Source organism: Actinocorallia libanotica (assembly GCF_039525175.1).
In the GTDB taxonomy this organism is placed as follows: Bacteria; Actinomycetota; Actinomycetes; order Streptosporangiales; family Streptosporangiaceae; genus Actinocorallia; species Actinocorallia libanotica.
This window is the reverse complement of record NZ_BAAAHH010000044.1, coordinates 1-26,186: the sequence shown is the minus strand read 5'-3', so window position 1 is coordinate 26,186 and position 26,186 is coordinate 1. Positions and strand designations below refer to the sequence as shown.

The following is a 26,186-nucleotide window of genomic DNA, read 5'->3' as shown; positions in this document are numbered from 1 at the left end:
TTTCAGAACTTGGGGGGGACGAGGACGGTGTAGAGCGTCTCGATGGTGTAGTTCAGGGCGAAGACCAGCAGGGAGGTCGCGACGGTCGCCCGGGTGACCGCCCGTCCCACGCCGGCCGGCCCGTACTCGCAGTTCATGCCCATCATGCAGGCGACGGCCGCGGCGGTGAGGCCGAACATCCACGCCTTGAACAGCGTGACGAGCAGGTCGGAGATCTGCAGCAGGGCGGCCGCGCCGTCGAAGTAGGCGCCGGGGGTGACGCCCTGCTGGACGACGTTGAAGTAGAAGCCGCCCGCCGTGCCCGACAGGATCACCATGGAGCACAGCAGGACGCTCACCACGCTCGCCGCCCACAGCCGGGGGGTGACCAGCCGGTGGGTGGGGTTGATGCCCATGACCTCCAGCGCCGACAGCTCGTCGCGGATGCGCCGCGCGCCCATGTCGGAGGTCATGGCGCTGCCGCCGGAGCCGGCGATGAGCAGGGCCGCGGCCAGCGGCGCGACCTGGCGCACCATGCCCGCCACGACCAGCGCGCCGGTGCTGGACTGGGCGCCGATCTGGCGCGCGATGTCGCCGACCTGCAGCGAGATCGTCGCGCCGAGCGGGATCGCGATGAGCAGCAGGGGCACCGTGGTGACCCTGATCATGAACCAGCACTGCTCGACGAACTCGCCCCACCAGGTGCGCACGTCCCAGGTGCGGCGCATGCCCTCCAGCAGGGTGACGAACAGCTCGCCGGCCTCGTCGAGCAGTCTGCCCGCCTGCCGGAGCGCCAGAGCGGGTGCGCGTTGGAGCAGCAGAGCCATCGCGGTCATCCTTCATCAACAAGAGTGACATGGGCCGCTCCACGCGACATGAGTCACCTTCCGCGGATCAGGGGGGACTCTACTGGCATTCCATCCAAAGAGGGAATACCCGTTTCCAGATTCATCGCTAAATGAATGTCCTTCATGAATTGCCCCGGCCGTGGGATCGGGGTTGGATCGTGACGTGAACCCCACCCTCGCCGCGGCCGACGCCCTCCAGGACGACCTCCGGGACCTCCGCCGCGCCCTCCACGCCGAGCCGGAACTCGGCCTGCACCTGCCCGCCACCCAGGGCAAGGTGCTGGACTCCCTGGCCGGGCTCCCCCTGGAGATCACCACCGGCCATGCCCTCTCCTCCGTCACCGCCGTCCTGCACGGCGGCACGCCGGGCCCCACCGTGCTGCTGCGCGCCGACATGGACGCGCTGCCGCTGGACGAGCACACCGGCGCGGAGTTCCGCTCCCGCCGCACCGGGGTGATGCACGCCTGCGGGCACGACCTGCACACCGCGATGCTGGTCGGCGCGGCGCGGCTGCTCTCCGGGCGCGGCGACCTGCCCGGCAGCGTCGTCTTCATGTTCCAGCCGGGCGAGGAGGGCTACGCCGGGGCGCGGATGATGATCGACGAGGGCGTGCTGGAGGCGACCTGGCAGAAGCCGGTGGCCGCCTACGCCCTGCACGTGTCGTCCTCGCTGCTGCCGTCCGGGATCGTGCTGTGCAAGGGCGGGCCCATCATGGCCGCCGCCGACACCGTCACGGTGACGGTCCGCGGCAAGGGCGGCCACTCCTCCATGCCCCACACCACCCGCGACCCGATCCCCGCCGCGTGCGAGATGGTCACCGCGCTCCAGACGTTCGTCACGCGCTCCTTCGACGTCTTCGACCCCGTCGTCCTGACGGTCGGCAGCTTCCACTCCGGGGACGCGCCGAACGTCATCCCGCACGACGCGATGTTCACCGCGACCGTCCGCTCCTTCTCCCCCGAGTCGCAGCGCAAGGTGCAGGCGGGCCTGCGCCGCGTCGTCGAGGGCGTCGCGGCCGCCCACGACGTGTCGGTGGACGTCGACTACCGCGTCGACTACCCGGTGACCGTCAACGACCACGGCGAGGCAGCGTTCCTCGGCGGCGCCGTCCGCGACCTGCTCGGCGCGCACCGGTACGTGGAGGCGCCGCAGCCGGTGTCGGCGTCGGAGGACTTCTCCTTCGTCCTGGCCGACGTGCCGGGCGCGATGGCGATGCTCGGCGCGTGCCCGCCGGACCGCGACCCGCTGACCGCCGCCGGCAACCACTCCGCCGAGGCCGAATTCGACGACTCGGTGCTGGCCGCGGGCAGCGCGCTGTACGCCGAACTCGCCCTGCGCAGGCTCACCCGCGGGTGATTTTTCCGCTCCGCGGTTTCCGTGGAGCGGCCCCAGGGGGCATTCTTCTTGTCCATGCAGGACTCCCCGTTCCGCCGCTTCCTCACCAGCACGGCGATCGTCCTCGCCGTGATGGTCGGGCTCGGCGCCGCCGTGTGGTACCTCGAGGTCGGCGGAGACGCCGACCCGCCCGCCATCGCCGAGGACGGCGACCTCTCCGCGGGCGAGGCGCTGAGACTGGTGCAGCAGTCGAACCTCAAGCCCCTGGAGCCGGTGGTCGTCGACGCCATCGCCGAGGCGAAGCGCCGCGCGTTCCTCAAGGAGAAGGCCGCCAAGGAGAAGGCGCGGCGCAAGGCCGCCTGGTACAAGAAGCACAAGAAGGAGATCGACGCCAAGCTCGCCGCGGAGAAGCTGGCCAAGATGCCCAACCCGTCGTCCGAGCAGAACAAGGACGCCGGGCGCAAGCTCAACGCCGCCCGCGGCTGGGAGGCGTGCTGGCCCGCCCTGGAGGTCCTGTGGACCAAGGAGAGCAACTGGAACGAGCGCGCCGACAACCCCTGGAGCGACGCCTACGGCATCCCGCAGGCGCTCCCCGGCTCCAAGATGTCCTCGGCGGGCCCGAACTGGGAGACCAACGCCACCACCCAGATGCTGTGGGGCCTGTCCTACATCCAGGCGCGCTACAAGGACCCGTGCGGTGCCTGGTCCTTCTGGCAGCGCAACAACTGGTACTGACCTCTCAGGAGGAGGCGGGCTCCGCCGCCTCCAGCTCGGCCTTGGCCGCCTGGTAGCGCTCGGGGAAGATGTTCTCGGCCAGCGCGATGTCCCCGAAGATCACCCACTCGGGCGCCAGCTCCTTGGAGTACCGCTCGAAGTACAGGAACTGCTTGCTGACCAGGACGAGCTCCTGGGGCGAGTCGACCTGGTACTGCTTGGCCATGTCCATGACCAGGCCGATGGTCTTGCCGAGGCTGATGCCTGCCATGCCGGACTTGAGGATGGGGCCGAAGATCAGCTCCAGCCGCATGGCGATCTCGGCGTCGGTGCCGATGCCCTCGGGGATCATGCCGAGCGCGCGGTAGTGCGGGACCAGCCGGTTGAAGTCGGCGTCGAACATGCCGGTGTAGAACATGTCCTTCAGCAGCTCCCGCCAGGGGCCCTCCACCTTGCCCATGATGCCGAAGTCCAGGTAGCACAGGCGGCCGTCGTCCAGCAGCCAGAGGTTGCCGGCGTGCAGGTCGCCGTGGAAGACGCCGCGCAGCAGCGCCGACTCCACCCAGACCTTGACGCCCCGCCGGAGCATCTCCGCGCCGTCCACCTCGCGCTCGCGGATCACCTCGAACTCGTCCAGCGGAATGCCGTACATGCGCTCCATGCAGATGACCTGGGGACCGCAGTAGTCCCAGTAGATCTCCGGGACGGCGACGTCGTAGTTGTCGTCGAAGTCGTGCAGGTGCGCACGGAAGTCGTGCTGGCGCTGCGCCTCCAGCGCGCTGTTGAGCTCCTGGAAGGTGACCGCGTGCAGGTCCGCGACGGCGGCGGACGGCTTCATCGCCAGGGCGTTCTTGGAGAGCTTCTCCAGCAGCCGGGTGACGGCGTAGGCCACCCGCAGGTCGGTCGCCATGGTGCGGGTGATGTTCGGGCGCTGCACCTTGATCACCGCGTCCCGGCCGTCGGGCAGCACGCAGGCGTGCACCTGGCCGATGGAGGCCGCCGACAGGGGCCGCGCCTCGAAGCTCTTGAAGATCTCCTCGGGCGGCGCGCCGAGGTTCTCGGTGATGACGCGGCGCACCTGGTCGACGCTGATCGGCCTGACCTCGTCCAGGCAGCGCAGGGCGGCGTCCGCCAGCGGCTTGGGGAAGAGGCCCGGCGAGGACGCGATGACCTGGCCGAGCTTGACGAAGGTGGGGCCGAGCCGCTCGAAGGCGTCGATGACCCCGCGCGAGGCCGCGGCCTTCCAGTTCCGCTCGCCCCGCCGCACCAGCCATTTCGCCAGCTGCAGGAGCACCTGGGAGACCAGCACCGCCAGCACCGCCGCCAGACGGCCGGGATCCCGCCAGGTGAGCTTCTTCAGGGGAGGCGATTCGACCCTCAGGTCCGCCGCGGAAGGTCCGTCTGCGTACGGGCCACGAAACGCCATGCATGCCTCCACGGGGTGTAAGAGAAGTCACTGGGAAACTAGCTCATTGCGACAAATTCGGCGATATGTTGCATGTCACTCGGAGCGTTGGCTAGGGTCCGGAGCATGGCAGCCGAGACTCCCGCACCCGGCCTGGTGGCCGCCGCCCGGACCTCCGTCTGGGTGAGCGGGCAGCCCGGTCTCGCCTCAGAGGTCGAACGCTGGGCACGTGCCCGCCGATTCCGCGACGCCGCGCTGGACGAGCGCGCCCGCGCCTGGGCCAGCCCCGGACCCCCCTCGCTGACCCGGCTCGCCCGGCACGCGCTGGTCCTCCCGGCGGGCCAGGCGCTCTGGGCGGTGCGCCGGCTGCCCGGCGCGCTCCTGGACGGCCTGCTGTACCGCGACCCGCCCGAGGAGCTGCTCCGGACGGTCGCCGCGGGCTGGCTCCGCGACCACTTCGAGGCGCTCGGCCCCTCCGGCGCGGAGATCGCCCGGCTGGTGGAGCAGAGCGAGGGGATCGCCCCCGGCTTCCTGGTCGACCGGCTGCGCAAGGAGCCCCTCGTGCCGCAGCCGATCCCCGCCGCGGAGGTGTGGCGGCTGCTGGGCCGCGCCTTCCCCGGCCAGGTGCGGGAGGTCGCCGACGAGCCGTTCACCGTCTCGCTGCTCAGCCAGCTCCACCCCGCGACCCTCTCCGACGGGCGCCGGGTGCTCTTCCGCGTCGCCCGCCCGGGGGTGCGCGACGACCTCCTGCGCGACCTGCGGCTGGCCGCGACCCTGCTGAGCCCCGCGGAGCTGGTCCCCCAGCTGCGGTCCGTCCGCCCGCTGCCGGTGCTGCGCTCCACCGCGCGCCAGGCCATCGAGCACACCGACCTGCGCAACGACGCCCTGAACACCGTCGAACTCGGCATGCTCCTGGAGGAGCGCGGAGTGAAGGGCCTCACACTCCTGCGCCCCTTCCCCGAGTTCGCCTCCGAGCAGGCCCTCGCGTTCGAGTTCCCCGAGGGCGCCGTCCCGCTCGACGAAGGACTCGACCGCGCCGCGGCCAAGGCCGCCCTCCCCGGCCTGCTGACCCTCGTGATCGAGAGCGCGCTGGCCGACGGGGTCTTCCACGCCGACCTGCGGCCCGAGCACCTGCTGGTGCTGCCCGACGGCTCGCTCGCCCTGGCCGGCTGCAGCGCCGTCGGGCGGCTGGGACGCCCGGTGCGGCTGGCCTTCCTCGACTACGTCACCGCCCTGTTCAGCGGCGACTTCGCCGGACAGGTCGACGCGCTGGCGCGGCTGGGCGCGGTGCCGGAGACGGCGGACCGGGCGGTCCGCGACGCGCTGGAGGAGGACCTGCGCGCCGCCCCCGAGCTCACCCCGCTGCGGCTGATGCGCCACGGCGAGGAGGCGGGCCCCGTCCTGCGGGACATCGCGGTGCGGCACGGCCTGCGGATCCCCCCGGAGCTCCTGCAGTGGCTGCGCGCCCTCTTGACCTACCGGGCACTGACTCGGCATCTTGTGTCGGACATGCCCTTCGTCCAGGCGCTGCTGCCCCTGCTGCCCCGCCTGGCCGAGATCAACAGGCGTCTTCGCCAAGACACCGTCGTCTGACACCCCCTCAAGGAGACCCAGTGGCCAAGCACGTGTTCCTGTCCAACGGCTGGCTCGACGCCATCGAGGCACTGCGCCCCGAGTGGCCCGAGCCCCCGGCCGAGGTCAAGGGACTCCTGATCAACCTGGTCATCACCGGCGGCCCCGACGGCGACGTGCAGGTGCACGCCGACTCCGGCATCGTCGAGCGCGGCCTGCACCCCGACGCCGCCACCACCGTGACGGTGCCCTACGCGGTGGCCGAGCGCCTGTACGTGCAGAACGACCCGTCGCTGGTGATGAGCTCGATCATGTCCGGCGAGCTGACCATCGAGGGCGACTCCGCCCAGGTCATGGCGATGATCAACGTCCAGGGCGACCCGACCCCCCAGCAGCTCGCCTTCCAGCAGAAGGTCCAGGCCGTCACCGCCTGAGCCCGCCCTCCCACCCGGGGGGCGACCCCCGGAACGGGCCGGCCGATCCCCGCTTCGCCGCGGTCGCCCCATCCACCCGGGGGGCGACCCCCGGACCCCCGGAACGGGCCGGCCGATCCCCGCTTCGCCGCGGTCGCCCGGCCCGGTGTTCCGGCCCCCGCTTCAGGGAGTGAGGGCCGGGACGAGCAGCTCCTCCAGGAAGCGGCGCAGCGGCGTGCGCGGCGGGGAGACCATCACCGTGACGGCGATGCGGGCCAGCCAGTCGGCGAGGATCTCCGGGTCGCGCTCGGCGATGATCCCGGCCCGCACGCTCAGCGCGATGAGCGGGGCGACCCGGTCGGCGATCTCCCGGAAGAGCTGCGGGATGCCGTCGGCCAGCAGGGCGCCGAGCAGCTCCCGCTCGTCGGTGAGCATCTTGTGCACCACCGGATGGGCCAGCGCCTCCTCCACCACCACGACCAGCAGCTCGATGGCCGCCTGCGGCCCGCTCAGCCCGGCCACCCGGGCCGGCAGCGCGGCGAGGATGCGGTGCAGCTCGCGGGAGACCAGCAGGCGCGTGGCCTGCTCGACGTTGCCGACCTGCCGGTAGACCGTGGTGCGGTTGACGCCCAGCTCCCGCGCGATGTCCTGGACGGACGTGCGGGCGACCCCGTAGCGGCTGAAGCAGCGGGCGGCGGCGTCCAGGTAGGGGTCGAGCGCCGGGGCCGGCCGGGGCGGGAGCCCTCTTCCGCGGCCCGCCTTCACCATGTCCTTCACCGACTCCTCCGCGCCCTCCCATCAGATGCGACAATGCTACAGCTTTGTTGCGCTCCGTCGGGTTGTACGGTGGACGCGAGCTGTGTGTGATCTGTCGCGATCCCCGGGCCCCCGCGGGCGGCCCGCGACTGCAGGAGCACCGATGAACGCCGAAGAACGGCTGGCGGCCTCCCCCCGCTGGCAGCACGCCGTCCCGCCCCGTATCGCCCCCGGCGGACCCGCCGAGCTCGGCCCCCGCACCTGGCTGATGGCCAAGGCGATGGCGCTGGTCGCCGGGACGGACGGGGCGCGCCTGTTCGACCTGCCGGGGCGCGACCCCCGGCTGATGCACCGCTATCTGCGCTTCGCCGCCTCGGTCGTGGTCCTGGGCCGGCTGGAGCGCGCCGACGTCGAGCTCGTCACGCTGCGCACAGCGTGGAACATCGGCGCCTGGTACGAGTTCTTCCACCACCTGCACCTCGCCCGGCTGGGCGGCCTGTCGATCGACTCGGTGGAGCGGGTCGCCGAGGGGCCCCAGTCGCCCGGGTGGAACCCGCGCCAGGCCGCCCTGCTGCGGGCCGTCGACGAGCTGCACGCCCGGCGGGCGGTCAGCGAGCCGACCCTCGCCGAGCTGCGCGGCTTCCTCGACCAGTCGCGGCTGGTGGAGCTGTGCCTGCTGGTCGGCCACTACGAGATGCTCGGCATGTACCTCAAGACCGCCGGGGCCGTGCCCGAGCCGGGCGCCTGGGAGCGCGGGCCGCTCTCCTGGCTGCGCGCCCCCGACGACTCCGACCGGCTCGCCCCGCCCTGGCTCCCGGCGTTCAACAAGCGCCTCACCAACCGCGTCCAGGGACTGTGGGCGCCCTACCTCCCGCCGTACGCGGTCATCGTCCACCGGGGGCGGAGGTCGGGACGGGAGTACCGCACGCCCGTCGTGGCGGTGCGCTCGGGCCGCCTCCTCTTCGTCGCCCTGCCGTACGGCGACCGCACGGACTGGGTGCGCAACCTGCTCGCCGCGGGCAGGGGCGGGGTGGAGCGGCTCGGCCGGCTGCACCGCCTCTCCGGCGCCCGCGTCACCGACGTCCCCACCGCGGGCGAGGCCGTGCCGCCGCACGCCCGCCGCCTGCTGGGCCTGGCGAAGATACTCGTCGCCGAGATCGAGGAGTCCTGATGCCGCACGCCGTCGAGGTCATCGGCCGCCACCCCCGGCTGCTGTGGCCGTGGCTGTCCTTCTGGGTGCCCACCTACCGGCGCGGCGGCCTCGCCCAGGAGGACGTCTCCCTGGTGCTGCGGCGCACCGCCCGCCACACCGACCCGCACGACCGGCAGGAGGGGGAGCCGGAGGACCTCGACGAGCGGCAGCGCCTGCTGCTGGCCGCGGTGGACGAGCTGTGCGCCGACCGGATGATCTCCGACGCCACCTGGCGGGCGCTCTCGGCCTTCTACAGCGACCGGCAGCTGTCCGTCCTGTGCTTCGTCGTCGGCAACCGGGCCACCCTGGCGATGGTCGCGAACACCTTCGAGCGCTGAGGCCCGCGGGGCCTGTTCATCCGGGGGGCGACCCCCGGACCCCCGAGGGAGAACTCGGACGATCCTCGCTTCGCTGCGGTCGCCCGATCATTGACCTGGGGGCGACCCCCAGACCCCCGGAGGGGAACTCGGACGATCCTCGCTTCGCTGCGGTCGCCCGAGTTCTCAGACCTTGGGCTCGAACAGGGGCGCGAGGTTGGCGACGAACGCCCGGATGATCGGGTACTGCTCCTCGGGGGTCCTGCCGCGCAGGCCCAGGACGGGGTCGACCCCGTCGTAGTAGGGGGCCAGGGCCAGGTGCGGCAGCACCAGCATGAGCAGGGCCGTGGCCGCGTCGTCGTCGAGGTCGGGGCGCACGTCGCCGCGTTCGCGCCAGATCGCGCTGAAGGAGGGGATCGTGCGCATGTAGTAGTGGTTGGACGGACCGCGCACCAGCGCGCGCACCGCGTTGTCGATCTCCAGGTTGATCGCGGCGGTCACCCCCCGCTCCAGGGGGTGCTCGGCGAAGTAGTCGGCCCACATGCAGCACACGTCGCCCAGCCAGTGGGTGAAGGACTGCTCGAAGTCGCTGGCCGCGATCCGGCGCTCCATCTCCGCGTGGATGCGGCGCGCGGTCTCCTCCGCCACGTAGGTGAAGAACTCCAGCTTGTCCTCGAAGTACTGGAACAGGGAGCCCTTGGCGATGTCCGCCTCGCGCGCGATGGTGTTGAGGCTGCCGGTCGAGTATCCGTGCGTGCCGAACTCGCGCTGCGCGGCCTCCAGGATCCGCTCGCGCTTGTCCGGATTCAGCCGGAACCAGGTTGACGTAGGCATTTGACCGACATCTTAGTGGGCGGCCGGGCACCGGATGAGATTCTAGAACCGTGCTCTAGAATCCGGGCATGAGCGAACCACCGGCCCCCCGAGCCCGGTCCGGCGCGCAGTGGGCCAGGGCCGACGCCACCCGGCAGGCCCTGCTGAACGCCGCCCGCGAGGTGTTCGCCGAACGCGGCTACGAGGCCGCCGGCATCGCCGAGATCGTCGAGCGGTCGGGGATCAGCGTCGGCAGCCTCTACCACCACTACGGCGGCAAGGCCGGGCTCTACCTGGCGCTGTGGGAGGACCACACCGCCGAACAGGAGCGCCGCGCCACCCGGGCGGTCAAGCGGGCCAGGACCGAGGGGGTCGGGGACCCGATCGCCCTGTTCATCCTGGGCGCCCGCGCGTTCCTGGAGGTCTGCTGGGAGCAGCGGCACACCAGCCGGCTGTTCTCCGGCGGCGAGGGGCCCGCCGGTTTCGGCCTGACGCGCCGCCGCAGGTTCCGCCTGTGGATCCAGCAGAACACCAAGCTCCTGGGCGAGCAGGAGTCCGGCATGCTCGCCCTGATCCTCACCACCGTCATGGGCGAGGCGGGCCGCGAGGTCGCCGTCGCCGAGTCCGACGCCGAGGCCGCCGCCCTCATCGACGAGGTCGCGGCCATCCTCGCCCGCCTCGCCCGCTGACCGCCGGGGCCGCCGGCGGTCAGGGGCCGGAGGTCGAGGATCAGCCCAGGATGTACTCCTCCGGGCGGGCCTTGCGGCTGCCGGCCCAGAACTCGAAGGTGAATCCGGGCCACAGGGTGCGGTTGACGCCCTCGGCGTCCAGGTACCAGGAGTTGCAGCCGCCCTCGTTCCACACGGCCTTGCGCAGCCGCTTCTGCAGGCGCTCGTTGTAGGCGTGCATCGCCTCGGGCCGGGGCTCGATGGTGGTGGACTTCGTCTCCGAGAGCATCCGCAGGCAGCTGAGGATGTGGGCGACCTGCACCTCGATCATGAACACCACCGAGTTGTGGCCCAGGCCCGTGTTGGGGCCCAGCAGCATGAAGAGGTTCGGGAAGTCCGGCAGGGTGGTGCCGTGGTGGGCGACGATGCCCTCGGACCAGGCCTCCTGGATCTTCCGGCCGCCGCGGCCGGTGATCTTCCAGTGGTCCATGGCGTCCACGACCTTGAAGCCGGTGCCGTAGATGATCGCGTCGACCTCGATCTCCTCGCCCGCCTCGGTGACGACGGAGTTCGCCCGGATCTCGGCCACGCCCTCGGTGCGCAGGTCGACGTTGTCGCGGCCCAGCGCCGGGTACCAGTCGTTGGACAGCAGGATGCGCTTGCAGCCGATGGTGTAGTCGGGCGTGACCTTGGCGCGCAGCTCCGGGTCGGGCACCTGCTTCTTGATCTGGCGCATGGCCAGCCACTTCTGCAGCCCCGACAGCCGGGGGTCGACCGCGAAGCCGACGGCCCGCGCCTCCAGCACCCAGTAGACGGCGTTGCGGACGGCGCGCGGCATGCCGGGCAGCCGGTAGGCCGCGGGCATGTCGATGTCGGGCTTGGACTGGATCCAGTTCGGGGTGCGCTGGAAGACCGTGAGCTCGGCCGCCTCCTTGGCGACCTCGGGCACGAACTGGATGGCCGAGGCGCCGGTGCCGATGACCGCGACCCGCTTGCCGCGCAGGTCGTAGGAGTGGTCCCACTGGGCGGAGTGGAAGGCCGCTCCCTCGAAGGACTCCATGCCGGGGATCTCGGGGAGGCTCGGCACGTGCAGCGCGCCCACCCCGGAGACGACGGCGCGGGGCCGCAGCTCCTCGCCCTTCATGGTGGTGACGCTCCAGCGCAGGGCGTCCTCGTCGTATTCGAGGGTGTCGACCTCCACGCCGAAGCGGATGTGCTTCGTGATGCCGTACTTCTCGGCGCAGCGCGCGAGGTAGCGCTGGATCTCCGGCTGGGGGGCGAACAGCCGCGACCAGTCCCTGTTGAGCTCGAAGGAGTAGGAGTACATCGGCGACGGCACGTCGCAGGCGCAGCCCGGGTAGGTGTTCTCCCACCAGGTGCCGCCGAGGTCCTCGGCCTTCTCCAGGATCACGAAGTCGTCATAACCGGCCTTGCGGAGCTGGATGCCCATGCAAAGACCGGCGAAGCCCGCCCCGATGATGACGATCTCGCCCATGAACCGCTCTCCTTATTGGCTCCGCGTCTACTACTGAGGGTAAGTTACTCCGGGTAAGTTACCGATGGTAGAGTATGGCACTGTGACGCCGACCACGCGACCCAGAACCGGACGCAAGCGCATGTCCCGCGCCGAGCGGGAGGCGCAGATGCTCGCCGTGGCCGAGGAGGTGTTCGGCGAGCTGGGCTACCGCGCCGCCTCCATGGAGGAGATCGCCGAGCGCTGCGGGGTGTCCAAGCCGATGCTGTACGAGTACTTCGGCTCCAAGGACGGGCTGCTGCTGGCCTGCCTGGCCAAGGCCCGCGCCGAGCTGTACCGGGTCACCAGCGAGGCGATGGCCCTGGGCGCCGACCCGCTGGACGTCCTGCGGCGCGGCCTGGTCGCCTACTACGCCTTCACCGGCGAGCACAGCCGCTCGCTCGCCCTGCTCATGCACGAGCCCATGGCCCTGCCCGAGGGCGCCATCGGCGCCGTCGAGGACGTGCGCCGCCAGCAGCACGAGCTCATCGCGCCGGTCCTGGCCGCCTGGGCCCCCGCCCTGCCGCCCACCGCCGTCGAGGCGTACACCGAGATCATCATCGGCGCGTGCGAGCGCATCTCCCTGTGGTGCACGCGCCGTCCGGACATCACCCCCGAGCAGGCCGCCCAGTACACCCTGGACTTCTGCTGGTCCGGCCTGAGCGGAACCCTCCAGCCCCCGACCGAAGGAGCCGCGACGTGAAGGACTTCCAGGGCAGGACAGCGGTGGTCACCGGAGCCGCGAGCGGCTTCGGGCGGGTGACGTCGCTGGCCCTGGCCCGGCGCGGCGTGCGCGTCGTCGCCGCCGACCTCGACCTCGACGGGGCCGAGCGGACCGTCCGCCTCGCCAAGGAGCTGGGCGCGGGCGGCGCCGCCTACCGGGTGGACGTCGCCGACGCCGCCGCCATGGAGGAGTTCGCCGAGGCGGTCCGGGAGGCGCACGGCGTGCCGGACCTGGTGATCAACAACGCCGGTATCGCGGTGATGGGGCCGTTCCTGGAGACCACCGCCGCGGACTGGGACGCCATCATCGGGGTGAACCTGGTGGGCGTGGTCAACGGCTCGCGGATCTTCGGGCGGCAGCTGGCCGAGCGCAACCGGGCGCTGCCCAAGGCGCTGCGCACCGGGCACATCGTCAACATCGCCTCGGCCGCCTCCTACCAGCCGGTGCGCTCCCTGCCGTCCTACTGCACCACCAAGGCCGCGGTGCGGATGCTCAGCGAGTGCATGCGCGCCGACCTGGCCCGGGACGGCATCGGGGTGAGCTGCATCTGCCCCGGCTTCAGCGGCACCAACATCGCCAAGAACGCCAGGACGGCATCCGGACTGCCCCCGGAGAGGGCCGCGAGGGCCCACCGGTGGGGCGAGACCGGGCTGCGGCTGCGCAACTACCCGCCGGAGAAGGTCGCCGCCCGCATCATCAAGGCGATCGAGCGCGACGAGGCGGTGGTCTCCATCAACCTGGAAGGCCACCTGTCCCACGTGGTGTCCCGGGTGTCGCCGTCGCTGGGACGGCTCATCGCCCGCCTCCCCGCCCCGTTCTGACCCGCCCCGCTCCGGCGGGGCGGGCTCACTCCCCGGGCAGGATCAGGGCGAGCGCCGCGGCGTAGGCCGGGTCGGGCGCCTCCAGGTCGCGCAGCAGCGTCCGGGCCGGCAGGCCGGGCCTGCCGCGCCAGTCCAGCAGCGCGGCGGGCCGGTCCGCGGGCGAGACGGTGAGGTCGGTCATCTCCACCTTCAGGCCGTCCCCCGTCGCCTTGAGCAGCGCCTCCTTGCGCGTCCAGTAGACGTGCAGGTCGCCCGGCGGCTCCTGCGCGGAGCGCACGTGGGCGTCCAGCTCGTCCATCGGCCGCGCCCGCTCCTCCACGTCCAGCCCCACCGGGACCCGGGAGAAGGCCACTCCGACCCAGTCCCCCGAGTGGCTGACCGACAGGTGCAGGCCCGGATGGCGGGGACGTCCGTGCGGGGCGCCGCAGTCCGGGCAGGTGCGGTCCAGCACGACGCGTCCGGGCGGCACGTCCGTCCGCCGCGCCACCTCCAGCTTGGCGAGGTTGACGCCCAGCGTGAACCGCCTGCGGTCGGCGTCGCGCAGGTAGCGTTCGCGGCGCGCCAGCTCCGTCGCGTCCAGCAGCTCCAGCGCCGCGGCCTCCGCCGAGGTGATGCGCCCCCATCGGACATCGGTTTCGAACCCGAGATCAGGCATGGCCATCAAAATACGGGATAGCGTGATGCCGAAGGTCGGCGCATCGGGGACTGACGCTGGGAGCCCAAGTTGTACGACCTGCCCCCTCCGGGCGGCGCGGAGCCTCTGGCCGCCTCGGATCCGCGCGCCGTGGGCGCCTACACCCTCACCGGCCGGCTCGGCGCGGGCGGGATGGGTGCCGTCTACCTGGGCCGCTCCCCCGAGGGGGCGCCGGTCGCGGTCAAGATGATCCGCGACGAGCTGGGCCTGGACCCCGGCTTCCGCGCCCGCTTCGAGCGGGAGGTCTCCTCGGCCGAGCGGGTCGCCTCGTTCTGCACCGCGGCGGTGCTCGACCACGGCCTGCACGAGGGCCACCCGTACCTCGTCACCGAGTACATCGAGGGGCCGACCCTGCTCGCCCAGGTGCAGGAGCGCGGGCCGCTGTCGGCCGGCACCCTGCAGGGCTTCGCGGTGGGCGTCGCCATGGCGCTGAACGCCATCCACCAGGCGGGGCTGGTGCACCGCGACCTCAAGCCGTCGAACGTGATCCTGTCGGTGTCCGGGCCGCGGGTCATCGACTTCGGGATCGCCCGCGCCCAGGACTCCGCCACCGGCGTCACCCGTACCGGGCAGCTCATCGGCACCCCCGGCTGGATCGCGCCGGAGCAGCTGCTGGCCGACCGCGCCACCACCGCCGTGGACGTCTACACCTGGGGCTGCCTGGTGGCGTTCGCGGCCCGCGGGCGCCACCCCTTCGGCTCCGGGGAGCCGATCGCCATGGCCTCCCGGATGCTGCACGGCGAACCGGAGCTCGACGGAGTGCCCGGGCCGCTGCTGGAGCTGGTGCGCGCCGCGCTGAACAAGGACCCGCTCCAGCGGCCCACCGCGCAGCAGCTGCTGGTGGCGCTGACCGGAGGCGGCTCCCCGCAGGGCCTCGACGCCCAGGCCACCCGCGTGGTGGAGCAGAACTGGCAGGCGCCCCCGCCCGGCCCCGACCCGCGGACCGCCCCGCCCGGCCCCGACCCGCGGACCGCCCCGTCCGGCCGTCCCGTGCCCGGCGAGCGGACGCCGTCCGGGCCGCCGGAGGCCGTGCCGACGCTGCCGCCCGCCGCGGCCGAGGAGCGGAAGGGCCGCCGCACGGTCGTCGCGCTGTCGGGAGCGCTGAGCGCGCTGCTCGTCGCGACCGTCCTGGTCTTCGTGTTCGACCGCGACGACGAACCCGCCTCCCGCGGCGGCCCGGAGATCACCAATGCGCTGGAGAAGGCCGGCTTCAAGGAGATCGACCTGGACGACGCCACCGACGTCGGCCGCCCCGTCACCGACGCGGGCGCGGAGTTCACCGTCGGCACGCCCCGCTGCGGCGGCGAGTCCTACCGGGGGGTGCCCGCCGCGGACCGCACCGAGCTGTGCCTGGTGCCGCTGACCGTCGGCAACCCCTCGGCCCGGGAGGCCACCCAGCGGATCTTCCGCAGGCAGCAGATGCTGGTGACCGAGGAGGGCGGCGTCGCCACGACGGAGATCACCGACGGCTTCCTCAACAACGCCCCCGCGGTGCAGCCGGGCGGCAGGATCGCCGGAGAGCTGCTGTTCGCCGTCCCCAAGGGGGCCGACCTGGTCTCCGTGAAGCTGTACGGAGCCGACGGCTCCCCTGGCGTCGAGGTGAAGCTGTGAAGCGGTGGACGACGGCCGGAGCCGGGGTGCTGGGATGCTGCGCGCTGCTGGCCGGCGCGTTCCTGATCCCGCCGCAGCTGGCCGGCGCCTCCTCCTGCGAGCAGGCCTCGTCCGTCGACTTCGACGGGGACGGCAGGGACGACTTCGTCGTCGGCGACCCCAAGGCCACCCTCGGCGACGCCGTCTCCGCCGGGCAGGTGACCGTCTACTACGGCGGGGACCGGCCGGGCCGCGGCAGGCTCGTCCCCCTCCAGGGGGATCCGCAGGACGGCGCGGGTTTCGGCCACTCCTTCGCGACCGCGTACCTCAACGGCGACAAGTGCCTCGACCTGGTCGTCGGCTCCCCCTGGGCGGACGGCGGCACGGGCCGCGCGCAGATCTTCCTCGGATCTCCGCAGGGCTTCGAGCCCGGCGCGGTGCTCAAGCCCTCGCGGACGAGCCGCACCTTCGGCTGGTCGGTGGCCGCCGCGGCCAAGACCGGCGCGGACCGGGCCACCATCACCGTCGGCGCCCCCTACGAGGAGGTCGCGGGCGAGCCCTCCGCGGGCGCGGTGCACCTGTTCACCCTCGACGACCAGGGCGCGGTCGCCGGGCAGGCGGCCGTCGACCAGAACGACGACCGGCTGTCGGGCGTCTCGGAGGCGGGCGACCTCTTCGGCTGGGCGGTGGCCCTCGGCCGGATCCGGGGCGAGGCCGAGCGGCTGGACCTCATCGTCAGCGAACCCGGTGAGGACGTCGAAGGGCAGGGCGAGGACACGGGATCCTTCAGCGTCGCCGAGGACGTCCACACCGGCCGGGTGTCGGCGGGCGAGCACTGGAACTACGGCAACCTGGAGATCGGCGCCCCCACCCCCGGCGGGAACATCGGCTGGAGCCTGGCCCACCTGCGGGAGGGCGACGTCTCCTACGTCGCCGTCGGCGCCCCCGGCCAGACCGTCGACGGCAAGGAGCGCGCGGGCAGGGTCGTCCTGCTCACCTCCACCGGCCGGGGGCTGAACTCGCCGGAGGTCATCGAGCAGAACCGCGACAAGGCGCCCTACATCGAGGCGGGCGACCGCTACGGCCGGGCGCTCGCGCTGGCCGGGAACGACGTGACGAGCGGCGGCGTCCACCTCGCGGTCGGGGTGCCCCACGACGGCCCCGGCACGGGGAACAACCCCGAGAGCGGCTGGGTCCACCTCGTGCCGCTCGACCGGCGGGACAAGGCGCTGCTCATCGACGCGCTCAACTCCGACGTCCCCGGCGACCCGGGAGCCTACGAGCACTTCGGCAGCTCCGTCGCGTTCACCGCCGGCGCGCTGCTGATCGGCGTCCCCGACGACCGGGACCGGCCCTGCGGTTCGCTGGTCGTCCGCCCGCTCGGGGACGAGGACCCCGTCCAGCTCGTTCCGGACTCGGCGTACGACGAGACCGATTTCGGCGGGGCCCTGGGCGGAGCACCCGGCTGAGCACCGATGATCGGAGTATGCACAGATCCTTCTGGTTCGTCGCGGTGGCGGCGGCGGGCGTCCTGCTCGCCGGCTGCGCCGGAGACGAGAGTGTGAACGAGCGCCCTTCGTCCGCCTCCTCCGGTCCGAGCGCGGGTCCGCAGGCCGGCGCCGTGCCCGGGAAGGTGAAGCTCACCGAGCTCGCCGAGCTGGAGCAGCCCACGGGCCTGGCCGTCCGCAAGGGCGACCCCGCCCTGTACGTCATCGAGCAGCCCGGCCGGGTGCGCGCGATCCGCGACGGGAAGGCGGTCGCCGAGCCGGTCCTGGACCTCACCTCGGTCGTGGGAAGCGGCGGTGAGCGGGGGCTGCTGGGCATCGCCTTCTCCCCCGACGGGAAGTACCTCTACCTCGACCACACCGCCAAGGACGGCACCATCACGGTCGTGGAATACCCCGTCCAGGGCGACGGCACGGTGCGCCCGCAGGACCGCAGGGTCGTGCTGGAGCAGCCGCATCCGCGCACCAACCACAACGGCGGGCAGCTCGCCTTCGGCAAGGACGGGTACCTCTACATCAGCCTCGGGGACGGCGGCGGGGCGGGCGACCCCGACGGCAACGGCCAGAACCTGGGCAGCCTGCTCGGCAAGATCCTGCGGATCGACCCGCGCGGCGGCGAGCCGTACAAGGTGCCCGCCGACAACCCGTTCGTCGACAAGGCGGGCGCCAAGCCCGAGATCTGGGCGTACGGGCTGCGCAACCCGTGGCGGTTCTCCTTCGACTCCAAGACCGGCGACCTGTGGATCGGCGACGTGGGGCAGGACGACTGGGAGGAGGTCGACTTCCAGCCCGCGTCGTCCAAGGGCGGGGAGAACTACGGGTGGCCGCTGCGCGAGGGCAGCCATGAGTTCAGGTCCGGGGATCGGGCGGGCGTGCTTCCCATCCACGAGTACAAGCTGCACGAGAACGGCGAGTGCTCGGTCATCGGCGGCCACGTCTACCGGGGCGAGCGGCTGCGGGGAATGGAAGGGCGGTATCTCTACGCCGACTTCTGCGCGGGCTGGGTGAAGTCCTTCGAGCAGGCGGACGGGAAGGCCCGGGGGCACCACACCGTGCTGACCGACCTCAGCAACGTCTCTGCGTTCGGCCAGGACGCCTCGGGCGAGCTGTACGTGCTCAGCCTGAACGGTCAGGTCTTCCGGATGGACCCGGCCTGAGGGCGGCGGCCGGAGAAAACGGCGGCGGCCGGTGATTTCTCACCGGCCGCCGCCGAATTCAGTCCGTCCCCGGTGCCTAAGCCCAGGACACCCCGGCCTCATCGACGGCCATGCCCTTCGCCTCCTCCTGCTTACTGGTCATCACCTACTAACCAGTATCTTGCGTAGCGAAACCCATGCATTACGTGTCCGGCACCCCCGAAACCACGATTACCAGGCAATACGGCATGAGCAAGGATTCGATAATACCCGCTCATCCCACTGACCGGGACGGTCGTTTACCTACCAATAAGTAACACCGGTCAAGCGGCCGTCAGGTGTAGGAGCGCAGCGCCTCCTCGGCCACCTCGCGCGCGCCCTGAAGGCTCTTGGCCTGCTCCTCCTGCGGTTTCTTCTCGAAGCCGCGGCTGTAGCTGACGGTGACGATCACATTCTGCACTCGCGCCTCTATGCGAGCGGTCACCACGTTCTCCACCCCGTTATCAGTGAACACCCGCCTAAAAGCCTCTTCTCCCAGACCGGTCACCCTTTCCAGCAGAAGCGTCTTGGTGATCTTGTCTGATTTCTGCAGCTCGTAGTCCTGGTTGAAAGACCATTTGGCGGTGCTGACCGGGTCCAGATCGTTGTTCCCGTCCGCCAGACGCGTCTCCAGGCGCAGATAACGTGAATCGTTCCCGTCGCCGCTGGTGTATCCGCACGAGCCCGCGCGGGAGCCTCCGTGCTCCTGCGGGTCGTCCACCGCGACCCACTTGCGGAAAGTCGCCTCCGAGACGCTGTCGCAGATCTTCTTCGGCAGTTCCGTCAACGGCCCTTCACCCGCGGTGCCCGGGGCGGTGGGCGAGGGCGCCGCCGTCTCGCCGGGCTCCTCCGGCGGAGACGGGTCGGCCGGTTGCGGCGAAAGTTCCGGCGAAGGCTCCGTGGCGTCCTCGTGCTCGGCCGTCAGAGTGGGCATCGCGCCCTCTTCCGGAGCATCGCTCCACAGGAGCGGGAAGGCGAAGAACACCACGCCCGCCGCCAGGAAGAAGGAGATGAGCGCCACCTGCCAGCCCCGGGGCCGCCAGCGGCTCGGCTCGGGCGGTTCGGGAGGCGAATAGACCCGGTCGAAATCAGCGCGCACGTTCTCGAAAGTACGGACCCGTAAGGGCTTTGTCATTATCTCCGGAGAGGATGGATCCATGTTGCTGACCGATCTCGCCGCCGCTTGGCGAGCCGTGTCCGAGACCTCCGCGCGCCGGGAGAAGACCTCGCTCATCGCCTCCTGTCTGCGCGACGCCGGGCCCGAGGAGGCACCCCTCGTGGTGCACTACCTCGCCGGTGAGCTGCCGCAACGCCAGATCGGCGTCGGCCGCTCCGCCCTGCGCGACCGTCCGCCCGCCGCGTCCTCGCCCGCCCTCTCCGTCGGCCGGGTCGACGCGGTCTTCAGCGAGATCAAGGCCGCCTCCGGCCCCGGCTCCGTGGCCGGAAAACGTCGCCTGCTGCACGCGCTGCTGGCCGAGGCGACCGGACCGGAACAGGAGTTCCTCATCCGGCTGCTCGCCGGAGACCTCCGCCAGGGCGCGCTCGAAGGGGTGATGACCGAGGCGATCGCCAAGGCCGCCGAGGTGCCCGCGGCGGCCGTCCGGCGGGCCGTCATGCTCCGGGGCTCGCTCTCCGCGGTCGCCGTCGCCGCCCTCGCGGGCGGGGCGGAGGCGCTCTCCGCGTTCACGCTGCGCGTGGGGCGGCCCGTCCGGCCGATGCTCGCCTCTTCCGCGCCCTCTCTGGAGGAGGCGCTCAAGGGCGAGATGGCCGTCGAGTGGAAGATGGACGGCATCCGCGCCCAGCTTCACGTGGAGAACGAGCGCGTCCGGGTCTTCACCCGCACCCTGGAGGAGATCACCTCCCGCGTGCCCGAGGTCGTCGAGCGGGTGGGCGCCCTGGGCCTGCGGTCCGCGATCCTCGACGGAGAGCTGATCGCGCTGCGCGAGGACGGGCATCCGCACCCCTTCCAGGTCACCTCCGCCCGCGCGGCCACGCACTCCCGCTCCGGCTCCGACGGTGGCGGCCTGTCGCTTTTCGTCTTCGACGTCCTGCACCTCGACGGCGTGGACCTCCTGGACGAGCCGGGCTCCGTCCGCGGTGAAGCGCTCGTACGGGCCCTGCCCGAACCGCTGCGCATGCCCAGGACGGTCACCGCCGACCTGCCGGAGGCCGAGGCGTTCTTCGCCGACGCGCTCGCCCACGGCCACGAGGGCGTGCTGCTGAAGTCGCTGGACACCCCTTACACGGCGGGCCGCCGAGGCGCCGGCTGGATCAAGGTGAAGCCCCGACACACCCTTGATCTGGTCGTCCTGGCCGTCGAGCGCGGCAGCGGACGCCGCCGGGGCACGCTGTCCAACCTCCATCTGGGCGCCCGCGATCCGCGTACGGGCGGGTTCGTCATGCTCGGCAAGACGTTCAAGGGCATGACCGACCGCATGCTCGCCTGGCAGACCGAGCGCTTCACCGAGCTGAAGACCGATGACGACGGCTGGACGGTGACCGTCCGGCCCGTCCAGGTGGTGGAGATCGCCTTCGACGGACTGCAACGCAGTCCCCGTTATCCGGGAGGGCTGGCACTGCGGTTCGCCAGGGTGCTGCGGTACCGCTCCGACAAGACCGCCGAGGAGGCCGACACCATCGACACCGTGCGGACACTGGCCCGTTTCGAGCCCTGAGGCGGCCTCAGCCGCGCAGCCGGATCGGGTTGACCAGGTCCGCGTAGGCGATGAGCAGGCCCATGGCCAGCAGCAGCGCGCCCACCACATAGGTCAGGGGCAGCGCCTTGGCAACGTCCACCGGGCCGGGCGCGGGCCTGCCCGTCAGCCGGGCGAAAGCGCGTTTGACCCCCTCCCACAGGGAGCCCGCGATGTTGCCGCCGTCCAGCGGCAGCAGCGGAATGAGGTTGAAGGCCGCCAAGCCGAAGTTCAGCGAGCCGAGGACCAGCAGGAAAAGGACGACCTTGTCGACGGCCCGGGTGTCCGCGGCCAGGACCTCTCCGCCGATCCTGCTCGCCCCCACGACGCCCACGGGGCTGTCGGACTCGCGCTCCGCGCCATTGAAGGAGGCGTCCCAGATCCCCGCCATCTTCTGCGGCAGGACCGCGAACGCCTGCAACGTGCGGGCGGCCATGTCCCCCATGAGCGTCAGCACGTCCATCGGGCCCTGCCGGACGTACTCCTGGACGGGCGTGATGCCGAGGAAGCCCGCGGTGATCGTCCCGGAGCGCCCGTCCAGCGCGGCGACGCGGTTGGCGATCAGGGTCGGGGTGAGCACGGCCTCCCGGCCGTCGCGGCGGACCACCAGCCGCACCTGCCGGCCGGCCGAGTCGCGCACCAGCCGCTGGAACTCCCGGTAGCGGGTGACCGGAACACCGTCGAAGGAGACGATCTCGTCCCCCGGCCGCAGCCCTGCCTGCGCGGCGGGTGTCGGCGGATCACCCGCACCGCATCCGCGGGCGGCCTGGGCGGCGGGCACGACGCACTTGGCGACCGTCGCAACGCCCATCGTCGGCTCCTTGATCCCGAAGCCCATGAGGGCGACTCCCAGCAGCAGGAACGCCAGGAAGAGGTTCATCAGCGGGCCCGCGAAGGAGATCAGCGCTTTCTGCCACCACTTCTTGGCGTAGAAGACGCGGTCGGCGTCGTCCGGGCCGACCTCCTCCAGCGCCTCCTTGCGCGCCGAGTCGATCAGCTGCCCGAACCGCCCGGTCGAGGAGCGCCGCAGCCTCCCCTCGGGATCGCCCTGGCGCGGCGGCAGCATGCCGATCATCCGCACGTACCCCCCGAAGGGGATCCACTTGAAGCCGTACTCGGTCTCGCCGCGCCGCCACGACCTGATCGTCGGCCCGAAGCCCACCATGTACTGGGGGCAGCGCACCCCGAACCGCTTCGCCGCCAGCAGGTGCCCCAGCTCGTGCAGCGCGATCGAGGCCATCAGCAGCAGGAAGAACAGCACCACACCCAGCGCGAGCACGCCGCTCTCCTACCCGGGCGGCGGGGCGCCAAGCCGCCGCAGGCCGATCTTGAACGTTCCGGGGGCGGGCGTTGGGGCTCAGGGGGCCAGCAGCCCGCGCAGGTACGCCAGGTGGGGGGTGAGGTCCATACCCTGTTCGGCCAGCCAGGCGTCGGACAGGTAGGTGTGGGTGTAGCGCTCGCCGCCGTCGCAGATCAGGGTGACGACGCTGCCCCTCTCGCCGCGTTCGCGCATCTCCCCGATGATCTGCAGGGCGCCCCAGACGTTGGTGCCGGTCGAGCCCCCGACGCTGCGGCCGGTGACCTCCGACGTCCAGCGCATGCAGGCGATCGAGGCCGCGTCGGGCACCCGGTACATGCGGTCGATGACCGACGGCAGGAAGGACGGCTCCACGCGCGGGCGCCCGATGCCCTCGATCCGGGAGCCGGGGGCGGTCAGCGCCGGGTCGCCGCCCACCCAGGAGTCGTAGAACGCCGACCCCTCCGGGTCGACGACCGCCAGGCGCGTCTGGTGCCTGCGGTAGCGCACGTACCGGCCGATGGTCGCGGCGGTGCCGCCGGTGCCGGCGCTGACCACGATCCACGACGGCTCGGGGTGCGGCTCCAGCGCGAGCTGCTCGAAGATCGAGGCGGCGATGTTGTTGTTGGCCCGCCAGTCGGTGGCGCGCTCGGCGTAGGTGAACTGGTCGAGGTAGTGGCCGCCGGTGCGCTCGGCCAGCCGCGCCGCCTCGGCGTAGATCGACGCCGGGTCGTCGGTGAAGTGGCAGCGGCCGCCCTGGAACTCGATCAGCGCGATCTTCTCGGGGCTGGTACTGCGGGGCATCACCGCCACGAACGGCAGGCCCAGCAGCCGGGCGAAGTAGGCCTCGCTCACCGCCGTCGAGCCGCTGGAGGCCTCGATGACCGTGGTGCCCTCGGTGATCCAGCCGCTGGAGAGCGCGTACAGGAAGAGGGAGCGGGCCAGCCGGTGCTTGAGCGAGCCGGTCGGGTGGACCGACTCGTCCTTCAGGTAGAGGTCGATGCCCCATTCCGGAGGCAGCGGGAAGACGTGGAGGTGGGTGTCCGCACTGCGGTTGTTGTCGGCCTCGACCCGGCGGATCGCCTCGGCGATCCAGGCGCGACCTGCCGGTTCGCAGCGGTCTGTACTGTCCATGCCTCTCTCCTCTGGGAAGTCCGCTTCAGGCTATGCCTTGGGGAAACCCGGCGCCGCCGGGGGAAAGCGAGCCGGAATCGTCGGAATCGCTTACCCTGGCACGGGGTAACGGGTGGAAACAGCCCTCCGCGGAGGGCGGGACTGGGGTCATCGACACATGGAAACACTGATCGTGCTCGGCGGCGCGCTGCTGTTCTTCGTGCTGCTCATGGCCTCGATCGCCTTTCACGAACTGGGGCACCTGTCGTTCGCCAAGCGGTTCGGCGTGCGCACCCCCCAGTACATGGTGGGTTTCGGACCCACGCTGAAGTCGTGGCGGCGCGGCGAGACCGAGTACGGGATCAAATGGATCCCGCTCGGCGGCTACATCCGGATGATCGGCATGCTCCCGCCCCGCAAGGGCGACCCGGAGGGCATGGTCCGCGCCTCCTCCACCGGCCGCTTCCAGATGCTCATCGACTCCGCGCGCGAAGGCGCCCTGGAGGAGGTCGGCCCGGACGACGCCGACCGCGTCTTCTACAGCAAGAAGTGGTGGCAGAAGCTCCTCATCATGTTCGCCGGCCCCGCCGCGAACCTGCTGCTGGCCGTGGTGTTCTTCGCCCTGCTGATCATGGGCCTGGGCACCCTGCAGTCCACCCCGACGATCTCCAGCATCTCCAAGTGCGTCATCCCCGCCGAGCAGGCGTACCTGCCCGACGGCGGCCTGCGCGAGTGCACCGCCGAGGAGACCGCGAACTCCACGCCCGCCGCCAAGGCCGGACTGCGGCCCGGTGACACCTTCGTCTCCTTCGGCGGACGGCGGATCGAGGACTACTCCCAGCTCCAGGGGCTGATCCGGGAGTCGGCGAACAAGACGGTCCCGGCCGTGGTGCGGCGGGACGGCCGCGAGGTGCCGGTCAGCCTGCAGATCACCGCCAACCAGATGCAGGACCTCAAGGACTCCGACAAGGTGGTCACCGTCGGGTTCCTGGGGATCAGCCCGCTGATCGACCGGGTGCAGGGCGGGCCCGGCGACGTGGCGACGCAGATGGGCGACATGACCGTCCGCACCCTGGAGGCCTTCACCCAGCTGCCGCAGAAGATGGTCGGCGTCTGGCACGCGGCCTTCAGCGGCGAGGAGCGCGACCCCGAGGGGCCGATCGGCGTGGTCGGCGCCAGCCGCCTGGGCGGGGAGATCCTCGCCTCGGAGAACCCCGGGGTCGAGAAGCTCGCCTGGTTCCTGGCGCTGCTGGCCTCCATCAACTTCGCGGTCGGCATGTTCAACCTCATCCCGCTGCTGCCGCTGGACGGCGGGCACATCGCGGGCTCCCTGTGGGAGGGGATCAAGCGCGGCTTCGCACGGCTGCTGCGCCGGCCCGACCCCGGCTACGTGGACGTCGCCAAGCTGCTGCCGCTCACCTACGCGATGAGCCTCGTCCTCCTGGTCATGGGCGCGCTGCTGGTTTATGCCGACATCTTCAACCCCGTCAGGTTGACCTGAGAGAGACGTTCCGATTACTTTCAGCACACCGTCGGGACGCTCCGGGCTAGGGTGGCTACATAACGTAGCCACCCCCTGGAGGCCCGATGTTCTCGCGCCCCAAACGCCGTCACGACGGCGACCACTCCGACTCCGCTGACACCGCGGCCGACACCGCGGCCGACGGGCCGACGTCCTCCCACGCGGGCGCCATGTTCTCGGCGCTCTTCCTGCTGGTGTTCGCCATCGCGGTCATCGTGCCGTGGACGGTGGCGGACTCCGCCCGCCAGAACACCTACGCCGAGGCCCAGGCGCTGACCGAGGCCTACTGGAACGCCGGCGAACTGCCGCCCGACAGCGCCCTGGCCACCCGCGAGGCGCTGCGGGACTACACCCGCTTCGTCACCGAACGCGAGTGGCGGCTGCTGGCCCGGGGCGAGCTCTCCGAGGCCGGCTGGGCGCGGCTGAACTCCCTGCGCTCCGACCTCGGCCTGCTGGAGCCGCGCGACAAGTCCGAGAAGGAATCCCTGGACGCGGTCGAGGCCCAGCTGGAGCAGGTGTACGCCGCCCGCCGGCAGCGGGCCGTGGACGCCCAGGCCAGCCTGCCCTCCGGGGTACTGTGGCTGACCGTCCTGTCGGCCGGACTGGTGCTGGCCTATCCGCTGCTGGCCGGGGCGCGGCCCCGCGGCGCGGTGCGGTTCACCTACCTGCTGCTGGCCGGGAGCGTCATGCTGGGGGTGTACCTGGTCTTCGCCATCGACCACACCTTCACCGGGCCGCTCGGCGTCGACGCCTCGGCGTTCGAGAGCGCCTGGCGGGAATTCCGCCAGATCCCATGATGATCAAGCGCTCCGCCGTGCTGGGCGGCGTCCTGTGCGCGCTGACGGTCCTGGGCCCCTCCGCCGCCGCCGACCCCCAACCCGGGATCGTGGTCTGCATCGGCGCCGATCTGGTGCTCATCCAGCTGGACGTCACCATCGTCATCGGGGCGGGGCAGTGCTCCGCCCCGCCTCCCGAGCCACCGGCACCCGAACCTCCCGCTCCGGAACCTCCCGCGCCCGAGCCTCCGGCACCGGAACCACCGGCACCCGAACCTCCCGCTCCGGAACCTCCCGCGCCCGAGCCTCCGGCGCCCGAGCCTCCGGCACCGGAACCCCCTGCGCCGGAGCCACCGGCACCCGAGCCGCCCGCACCTGAGCCGCCCGCGCCGGAACCTCCGGCGCCTGTGCCACCGGCGCCGGAGCCGCCCGCGCCGGAGCCTCCGGCGCCCGAGCCCGTTCCGGTGCCTCCCGCGCCGGCGCCTCCGGTGGTCGAGCCCGCTCCCGTGCCACCGGCGCCCGAGCCCGCCCCGGTGCAGCCGGAACCGGCCCCCGTGCCACCGGCGCCCGCGCCGGCGCCCGTGCTGCCGGATCCCCCTCCCGTGCTGCCCGCGCCCGTTCCCGCTCCGGGGCAGCCGGTGCCCGCGCCCGCGCCTCCCGCTCCGGCGCCCGCGCCACCGGCGCCCGGAATCCCGGCTCCCGCGCCTCCGGTGGTCCCGGCCCAAGGCCAACCGCCCGCCCAGGTTGGAG

Annotated in this window: 24 protein-coding genes; 15 read left to right on the top strand and 9 right to left on the bottom strand. The window is 72.0% G+C overall.

The genetic code is table 11. The features are described 5' to 3' along the window. Positions 1-2: 2 nt before the first annotated feature. A complete protein-coding gene (locus tag ABD140_RS34360; protein ID WP_344246121.1) occupies positions 3-806 on the bottom strand; it encodes an MlaE family ABC transporter permease in 804 nt (267 codons plus the stop codon). A 184-nt stretch (positions 807-990) separates the two neighbouring features. Here ABD140_RS34360 and ABD140_RS34355 point away from each other — a divergent pair, with 184 nt between their 5' ends. Together ABD140_RS34355 and ABD140_RS34350 are read left to right on the top strand one after the other, a co-directional pair. After that, positions 991-2,184 carry a M20 metallopeptidase family protein gene (locus ABD140_RS34355; protein WP_344246119.1) on the top strand — a complete coding sequence of 398 codons (1,194 nt, stop codon included), beginning with the start codon at positions 991-993 and terminating at the stop codon, positions 2,182-2,184. Positions 2,185-2,238: 54 nt separating this feature from the next. Further along, complete coding sequence (locus ABD140_RS34350; RefSeq protein WP_344246117.1) at positions 2,239-2,898, top strand: aggregation-promoting factor C-terminal-like domain-containing protein; 660 nt, start codon at positions 2,239-2,241, stop codon at positions 2,896-2,898. A gap of 4 nt (positions 2,899-2,902) precedes the next feature. Here the strand turns inward: ABD140_RS34350 and ABD140_RS34345 are convergent, their stop codons facing one another. Next, positions 2,903-4,303 (bottom strand): ABC1 kinase family protein, encoded by a 1,401-nt coding sequence (locus ABD140_RS34345; RefSeq protein WP_344246115.1) that lies wholly within the window; start codon positions 4,301-4,303, stop codon positions 2,903-2,905. 105 nt (positions 4,304-4,408) lie between these two features. On the opposite strand from ABD140_RS34345, the gene ABD140_RS34340 reads away from it, so the two are divergent. Both ABD140_RS34340 and ABD140_RS34335 read left to right on the top strand, forming a co-directional pair. After that, the gene (locus ABD140_RS34340; RefSeq protein WP_344246113.1) at positions 4,409-5,875 is read left to right on the top strand and encodes an AarF/UbiB family protein; all 1,467 of its coding nucleotides are present in this window, start codon (positions 4,409-4,411) and stop codon (positions 5,873-5,875) included. 20 nt (positions 5,876-5,895) lie between these two features. After that, positions 5,896-6,288, top strand: coding sequence for a hypothetical protein (locus ABD140_RS34335; protein WP_344246111.1), 393 nt, complete (start codon positions 5,896-5,898; stop codon positions 6,286-6,288). A gap of 162 nt (positions 6,289-6,450) precedes the next feature. Here the strand turns inward: ABD140_RS34335 and ABD140_RS34330 are convergent, their stop codons facing one another. Beyond that, positions 6,451-7,035, bottom strand: a complete 585-nt coding sequence (locus ABD140_RS34330; protein ID WP_344246161.1) for a TetR/AcrR family transcriptional regulator — start codon at positions 7,033-7,035, stop codon at positions 6,451-6,453. 151 nt (positions 7,036-7,186) lie between these two features. Here ABD140_RS34330 and ABD140_RS34325 point away from each other — a divergent pair, with 151 nt between their 5' ends. Beyond that, positions 7,187-8,194, top strand: a complete 1,008-nt coding sequence (locus ABD140_RS34325; protein ID WP_344246109.1) for a nitroreductase family deazaflavin-dependent oxidoreductase — start codon at positions 7,187-7,189, stop codon at positions 8,192-8,194. After that, positions 8,194-8,553 carry a carboxymuconolactone decarboxylase family protein gene (locus ABD140_RS34320; RefSeq protein WP_344246107.1) on the top strand — a complete coding sequence of 120 codons (360 nt, stop codon included), beginning with the start codon at positions 8,194-8,196 and terminating at the stop codon, positions 8,551-8,553. The genes ABD140_RS34325 and ABD140_RS34320 overlap by 1 nt, the downstream gene beginning before the upstream one ends. Before the next feature lie 165 nt (positions 8,554-8,718). Here the strand turns inward: ABD140_RS34320 and ABD140_RS34315 are convergent, their stop codons facing one another. Further along, entirely contained in the window at positions 8,719-9,366 is a 648-nt protein-coding gene (locus ABD140_RS34315; protein ID WP_344246106.1) for a TetR/AcrR family transcriptional regulator, read from the bottom strand. Between the two features lie 68 nt (positions 9,367-9,434). Here ABD140_RS34315 and ABD140_RS34310 point away from each other — a divergent pair, with 68 nt between their 5' ends. Then, positions 9,435-10,034: a TetR/AcrR family transcriptional regulator gene (locus ABD140_RS34310; RefSeq protein WP_344246104.1), complete on the top strand. Its 600-nt coding sequence runs from the start codon at positions 9,435-9,437 to the stop codon at positions 10,032-10,034. A gap of 40 nt (positions 10,035-10,074) precedes the next feature. Here the strand turns inward: ABD140_RS34310 and ABD140_RS34305 are convergent, their stop codons facing one another. Beyond that, positions 10,075-11,508, bottom strand: coding sequence for a flavin-containing monooxygenase (locus tag ABD140_RS34305; protein WP_344246102.1), 1,434 nt, complete (start codon positions 11,506-11,508; stop codon positions 10,075-10,077). An 82-nt stretch (positions 11,509-11,590) separates the two neighbouring features. On the opposite strand from ABD140_RS34305, the gene ABD140_RS34300 reads away from it, so the two are divergent. Together ABD140_RS34300 and ABD140_RS34295 are read left to right on the top strand one after the other, a co-directional pair. Beyond that, positions 11,591-12,229: a TetR/AcrR family transcriptional regulator gene (locus ABD140_RS34300; protein ID WP_344246100.1), complete on the top strand. Its 639-nt coding sequence runs from the start codon at positions 11,591-11,593 to the stop codon at positions 12,227-12,229. Beyond that, positions 12,226-13,071: an SDR family NAD(P)-dependent oxidoreductase gene (locus ABD140_RS34295; RefSeq protein WP_344246098.1), complete on the top strand. Its 846-nt coding sequence runs from the start codon at positions 12,226-12,228 to the stop codon at positions 13,069-13,071. The genes ABD140_RS34300 and ABD140_RS34295 overlap by 4 nt, the downstream gene beginning before the upstream one ends. 25 nt (positions 13,072-13,096) lie before the next feature. Here the strand turns inward: ABD140_RS34295 and ABD140_RS34290 are convergent, their stop codons facing one another. Next, positions 13,097-13,726, bottom strand: a complete 630-nt coding sequence (locus ABD140_RS34290; RefSeq protein ID WP_344246096.1) for a 4'-phosphopantetheinyl transferase family protein — start codon at positions 13,724-13,726, stop codon at positions 13,097-13,099. A 69-nt stretch (positions 13,727-13,795) separates the two neighbouring features. On the opposite strand from ABD140_RS34290, the gene ABD140_RS34285 reads away from it, so the two are divergent. From ABD140_RS34285 to ABD140_RS34275, 3 genes are read left to right on the top strand one after another with little or no spacing between them, the layout of a single operon-like run. After that, entirely contained in the window at positions 13,796-15,376 is a 1,581-nt protein-coding gene (locus ABD140_RS34285; protein WP_344246094.1) for a serine/threonine-protein kinase, read from the top strand. Beyond that, complete coding sequence (locus tag ABD140_RS34280; protein WP_344246092.1) at positions 15,373-16,824, top strand: FG-GAP repeat protein; 1,452 nt, start codon at positions 15,373-15,375, stop codon at positions 16,822-16,824. The genes ABD140_RS34285 and ABD140_RS34280 overlap by 4 nt, the downstream gene beginning before the upstream one ends. Before the next feature lie 17 nt (positions 16,825-16,841). Beyond that, complete coding sequence (locus tag ABD140_RS34275) at positions 16,842-18,017, top strand: PQQ-dependent sugar dehydrogenase (protein WP_344246090.1); 1,176 nt, start codon at positions 16,842-16,844, stop codon at positions 18,015-18,017. Positions 18,018-18,330: 313 nt separating this feature from the next. On the opposite strand, the gene ABD140_RS34270 is transcribed toward ABD140_RS34275, so the two are convergent. Next, positions 18,331-19,134: a hypothetical protein gene (locus ABD140_RS34270; RefSeq protein ID WP_344246088.1), complete on the bottom strand. Its 804-nt coding sequence runs from the start codon at positions 19,132-19,134 to the stop codon at positions 18,331-18,333. Between the two features lie 58 nt (positions 19,135-19,192). Between ABD140_RS34270 and ABD140_RS34265 the strand changes: the two genes are divergently transcribed. Further along, positions 19,193-20,710 (top strand): ATP-dependent DNA ligase, encoded by a 1,518-nt coding sequence (locus ABD140_RS34265; RefSeq protein WP_344246086.1) that lies wholly within the window; start codon positions 19,193-19,195, stop codon positions 20,708-20,710. Positions 20,711-20,717: 7 nt separating this feature from the next. On the opposite strand, the gene ABD140_RS34260 is transcribed toward ABD140_RS34265, so the two are convergent. Both ABD140_RS34260 and cds1 read right to left on the bottom strand, forming a co-directional pair. After that, positions 20,718-22,007 carry a M50 family metallopeptidase gene (locus ABD140_RS34260; RefSeq protein ID WP_344246084.1) on the bottom strand — a complete coding sequence of 430 codons (1,290 nt, stop codon included), beginning with the start codon at positions 22,005-22,007 and terminating at the stop codon, positions 20,718-20,720. 78 nt (positions 22,008-22,085) lie between these two features. Further along, positions 22,086-23,159: an L-cysteine desulfhydrase Cds1 gene (cds1, locus tag ABD140_RS34255; RefSeq protein WP_344246082.1), complete on the bottom strand. Its 1,074-nt coding sequence runs from the start codon at positions 23,157-23,159 to the stop codon at positions 22,086-22,088. A gap of 157 nt (positions 23,160-23,316) precedes the next feature. On the opposite strand from cds1, the gene ABD140_RS34250 reads away from it, so the two are divergent. Further along, on the top strand, positions 23,317-24,639 hold the full coding sequence (locus ABD140_RS34250; protein WP_344246080.1) for a M50 family metallopeptidase: 1,323 nt from the start codon (positions 23,317-23,319) through the stop codon (positions 24,637-24,639). A gap of 86 nt (positions 24,640-24,725) precedes the next feature. Further along, positions 24,726-25,457 (top strand): bestrophin-like domain, encoded by a 732-nt coding sequence (locus ABD140_RS34245; RefSeq protein ID WP_344246078.1) that lies wholly within the window; start codon positions 24,726-24,728, stop codon positions 25,455-25,457. Positions 25,458-26,186 lie beyond the last annotated feature (729 nt).

Excerpts from the sequence above, each read along its gene's own strand:
- ABD140_RS34340 (WP_344246113.1), top strand. The coding sequence starts at position 4,409 with ATGGCAGCCGAGACTCCCGCACCCGGCCTGGTGGCCGCCGCCCGGACC.
- ABD140_RS34250 (WP_344246080.1), top strand. The coding sequence starts at position 23,317 with ATGGAAACACTGATCGTGCTCGGCGGCGCGCTGCTGTTCTTCGTGCTG.
- ABD140_RS34320 (WP_344246107.1), top strand. The coding sequence starts at position 8,194 with ATGCCGCACGCCGTCGAGGTCATCGGCCGCCACCCCCGGCTGCTGTGG.
- cds1 (WP_344246082.1), bottom strand. The coding sequence starts at position 23,159 with ATGGACAGTACAGACCGCTGCGAACCGGCAGGTCGCGCCTGGATCGCC.
- ABD140_RS34290 (WP_344246096.1), bottom strand. The coding sequence starts at position 13,726 with ATGCCTGATCTCGGGTTCGAAACCGATGTCCGATGGGGGCGCATCACC.
- ABD140_RS34310 (WP_344246104.1), top strand. The coding sequence starts at position 9,435 with ATGAGCGAACCACCGGCCCCCCGAGCCCGGTCCGGCGCGCAGTGGGCC.
- ABD140_RS34350 (WP_344246117.1), top strand. The coding sequence starts at position 2,239 with ATGCAGGACTCCCCGTTCCGCCGCTTCCTCACCAGCACGGCGATCGTC.
- ABD140_RS34360 (WP_344246121.1), bottom strand. The coding sequence starts at position 806 with ATGGCTCTGCTGCTCCAACGCGCACCCGCTCTGGCGCTCCGGCAGGCG.
- ABD140_RS34325 (WP_344246109.1), top strand. The coding sequence starts at position 7,187 with ATGAACGCCGAAGAACGGCTGGCGGCCTCCCCCCGCTGGCAGCACGCC.
- ABD140_RS34265 (WP_344246086.1), top strand. The coding sequence starts at position 19,193 with ATGTTGCTGACCGATCTCGCCGCCGCTTGGCGAGCCGTGTCCGAGACC.
- ABD140_RS34345 (WP_344246115.1), bottom strand. The coding sequence starts at position 4,303 with ATGGCGTTTCGTGGCCCGTACGCAGACGGACCTTCCGCGGCGGACCTG.
- ABD140_RS34245 (WP_344246078.1), top strand. The coding sequence starts at position 24,726 with ATGTTCTCGCGCCCCAAACGCCGTCACGACGGCGACCACTCCGACTCC.
- ABD140_RS34305 (WP_344246102.1), bottom strand. The coding sequence starts at position 11,508 with ATGGGCGAGATCGTCATCATCGGGGCGGGCTTCGCCGGTCTTTGCATG.
- ABD140_RS34330 (WP_344246161.1), bottom strand. The coding sequence starts at position 7,035 with ATGGTGAAGGCGGGCCGCGGAAGAGGGCTCCCGCCCCGGCCGGCCCCG.
- ABD140_RS34315 (WP_344246106.1), bottom strand. The coding sequence starts at position 9,366 with ATGCCTACGTCAACCTGGTTCCGGCTGAATCCGGACAAGCGCGAGCGG.
- ABD140_RS34275 (WP_344246090.1), top strand. The coding sequence starts at position 16,842 with ATGCACAGATCCTTCTGGTTCGTCGCGGTGGCGGCGGCGGGCGTCCTG.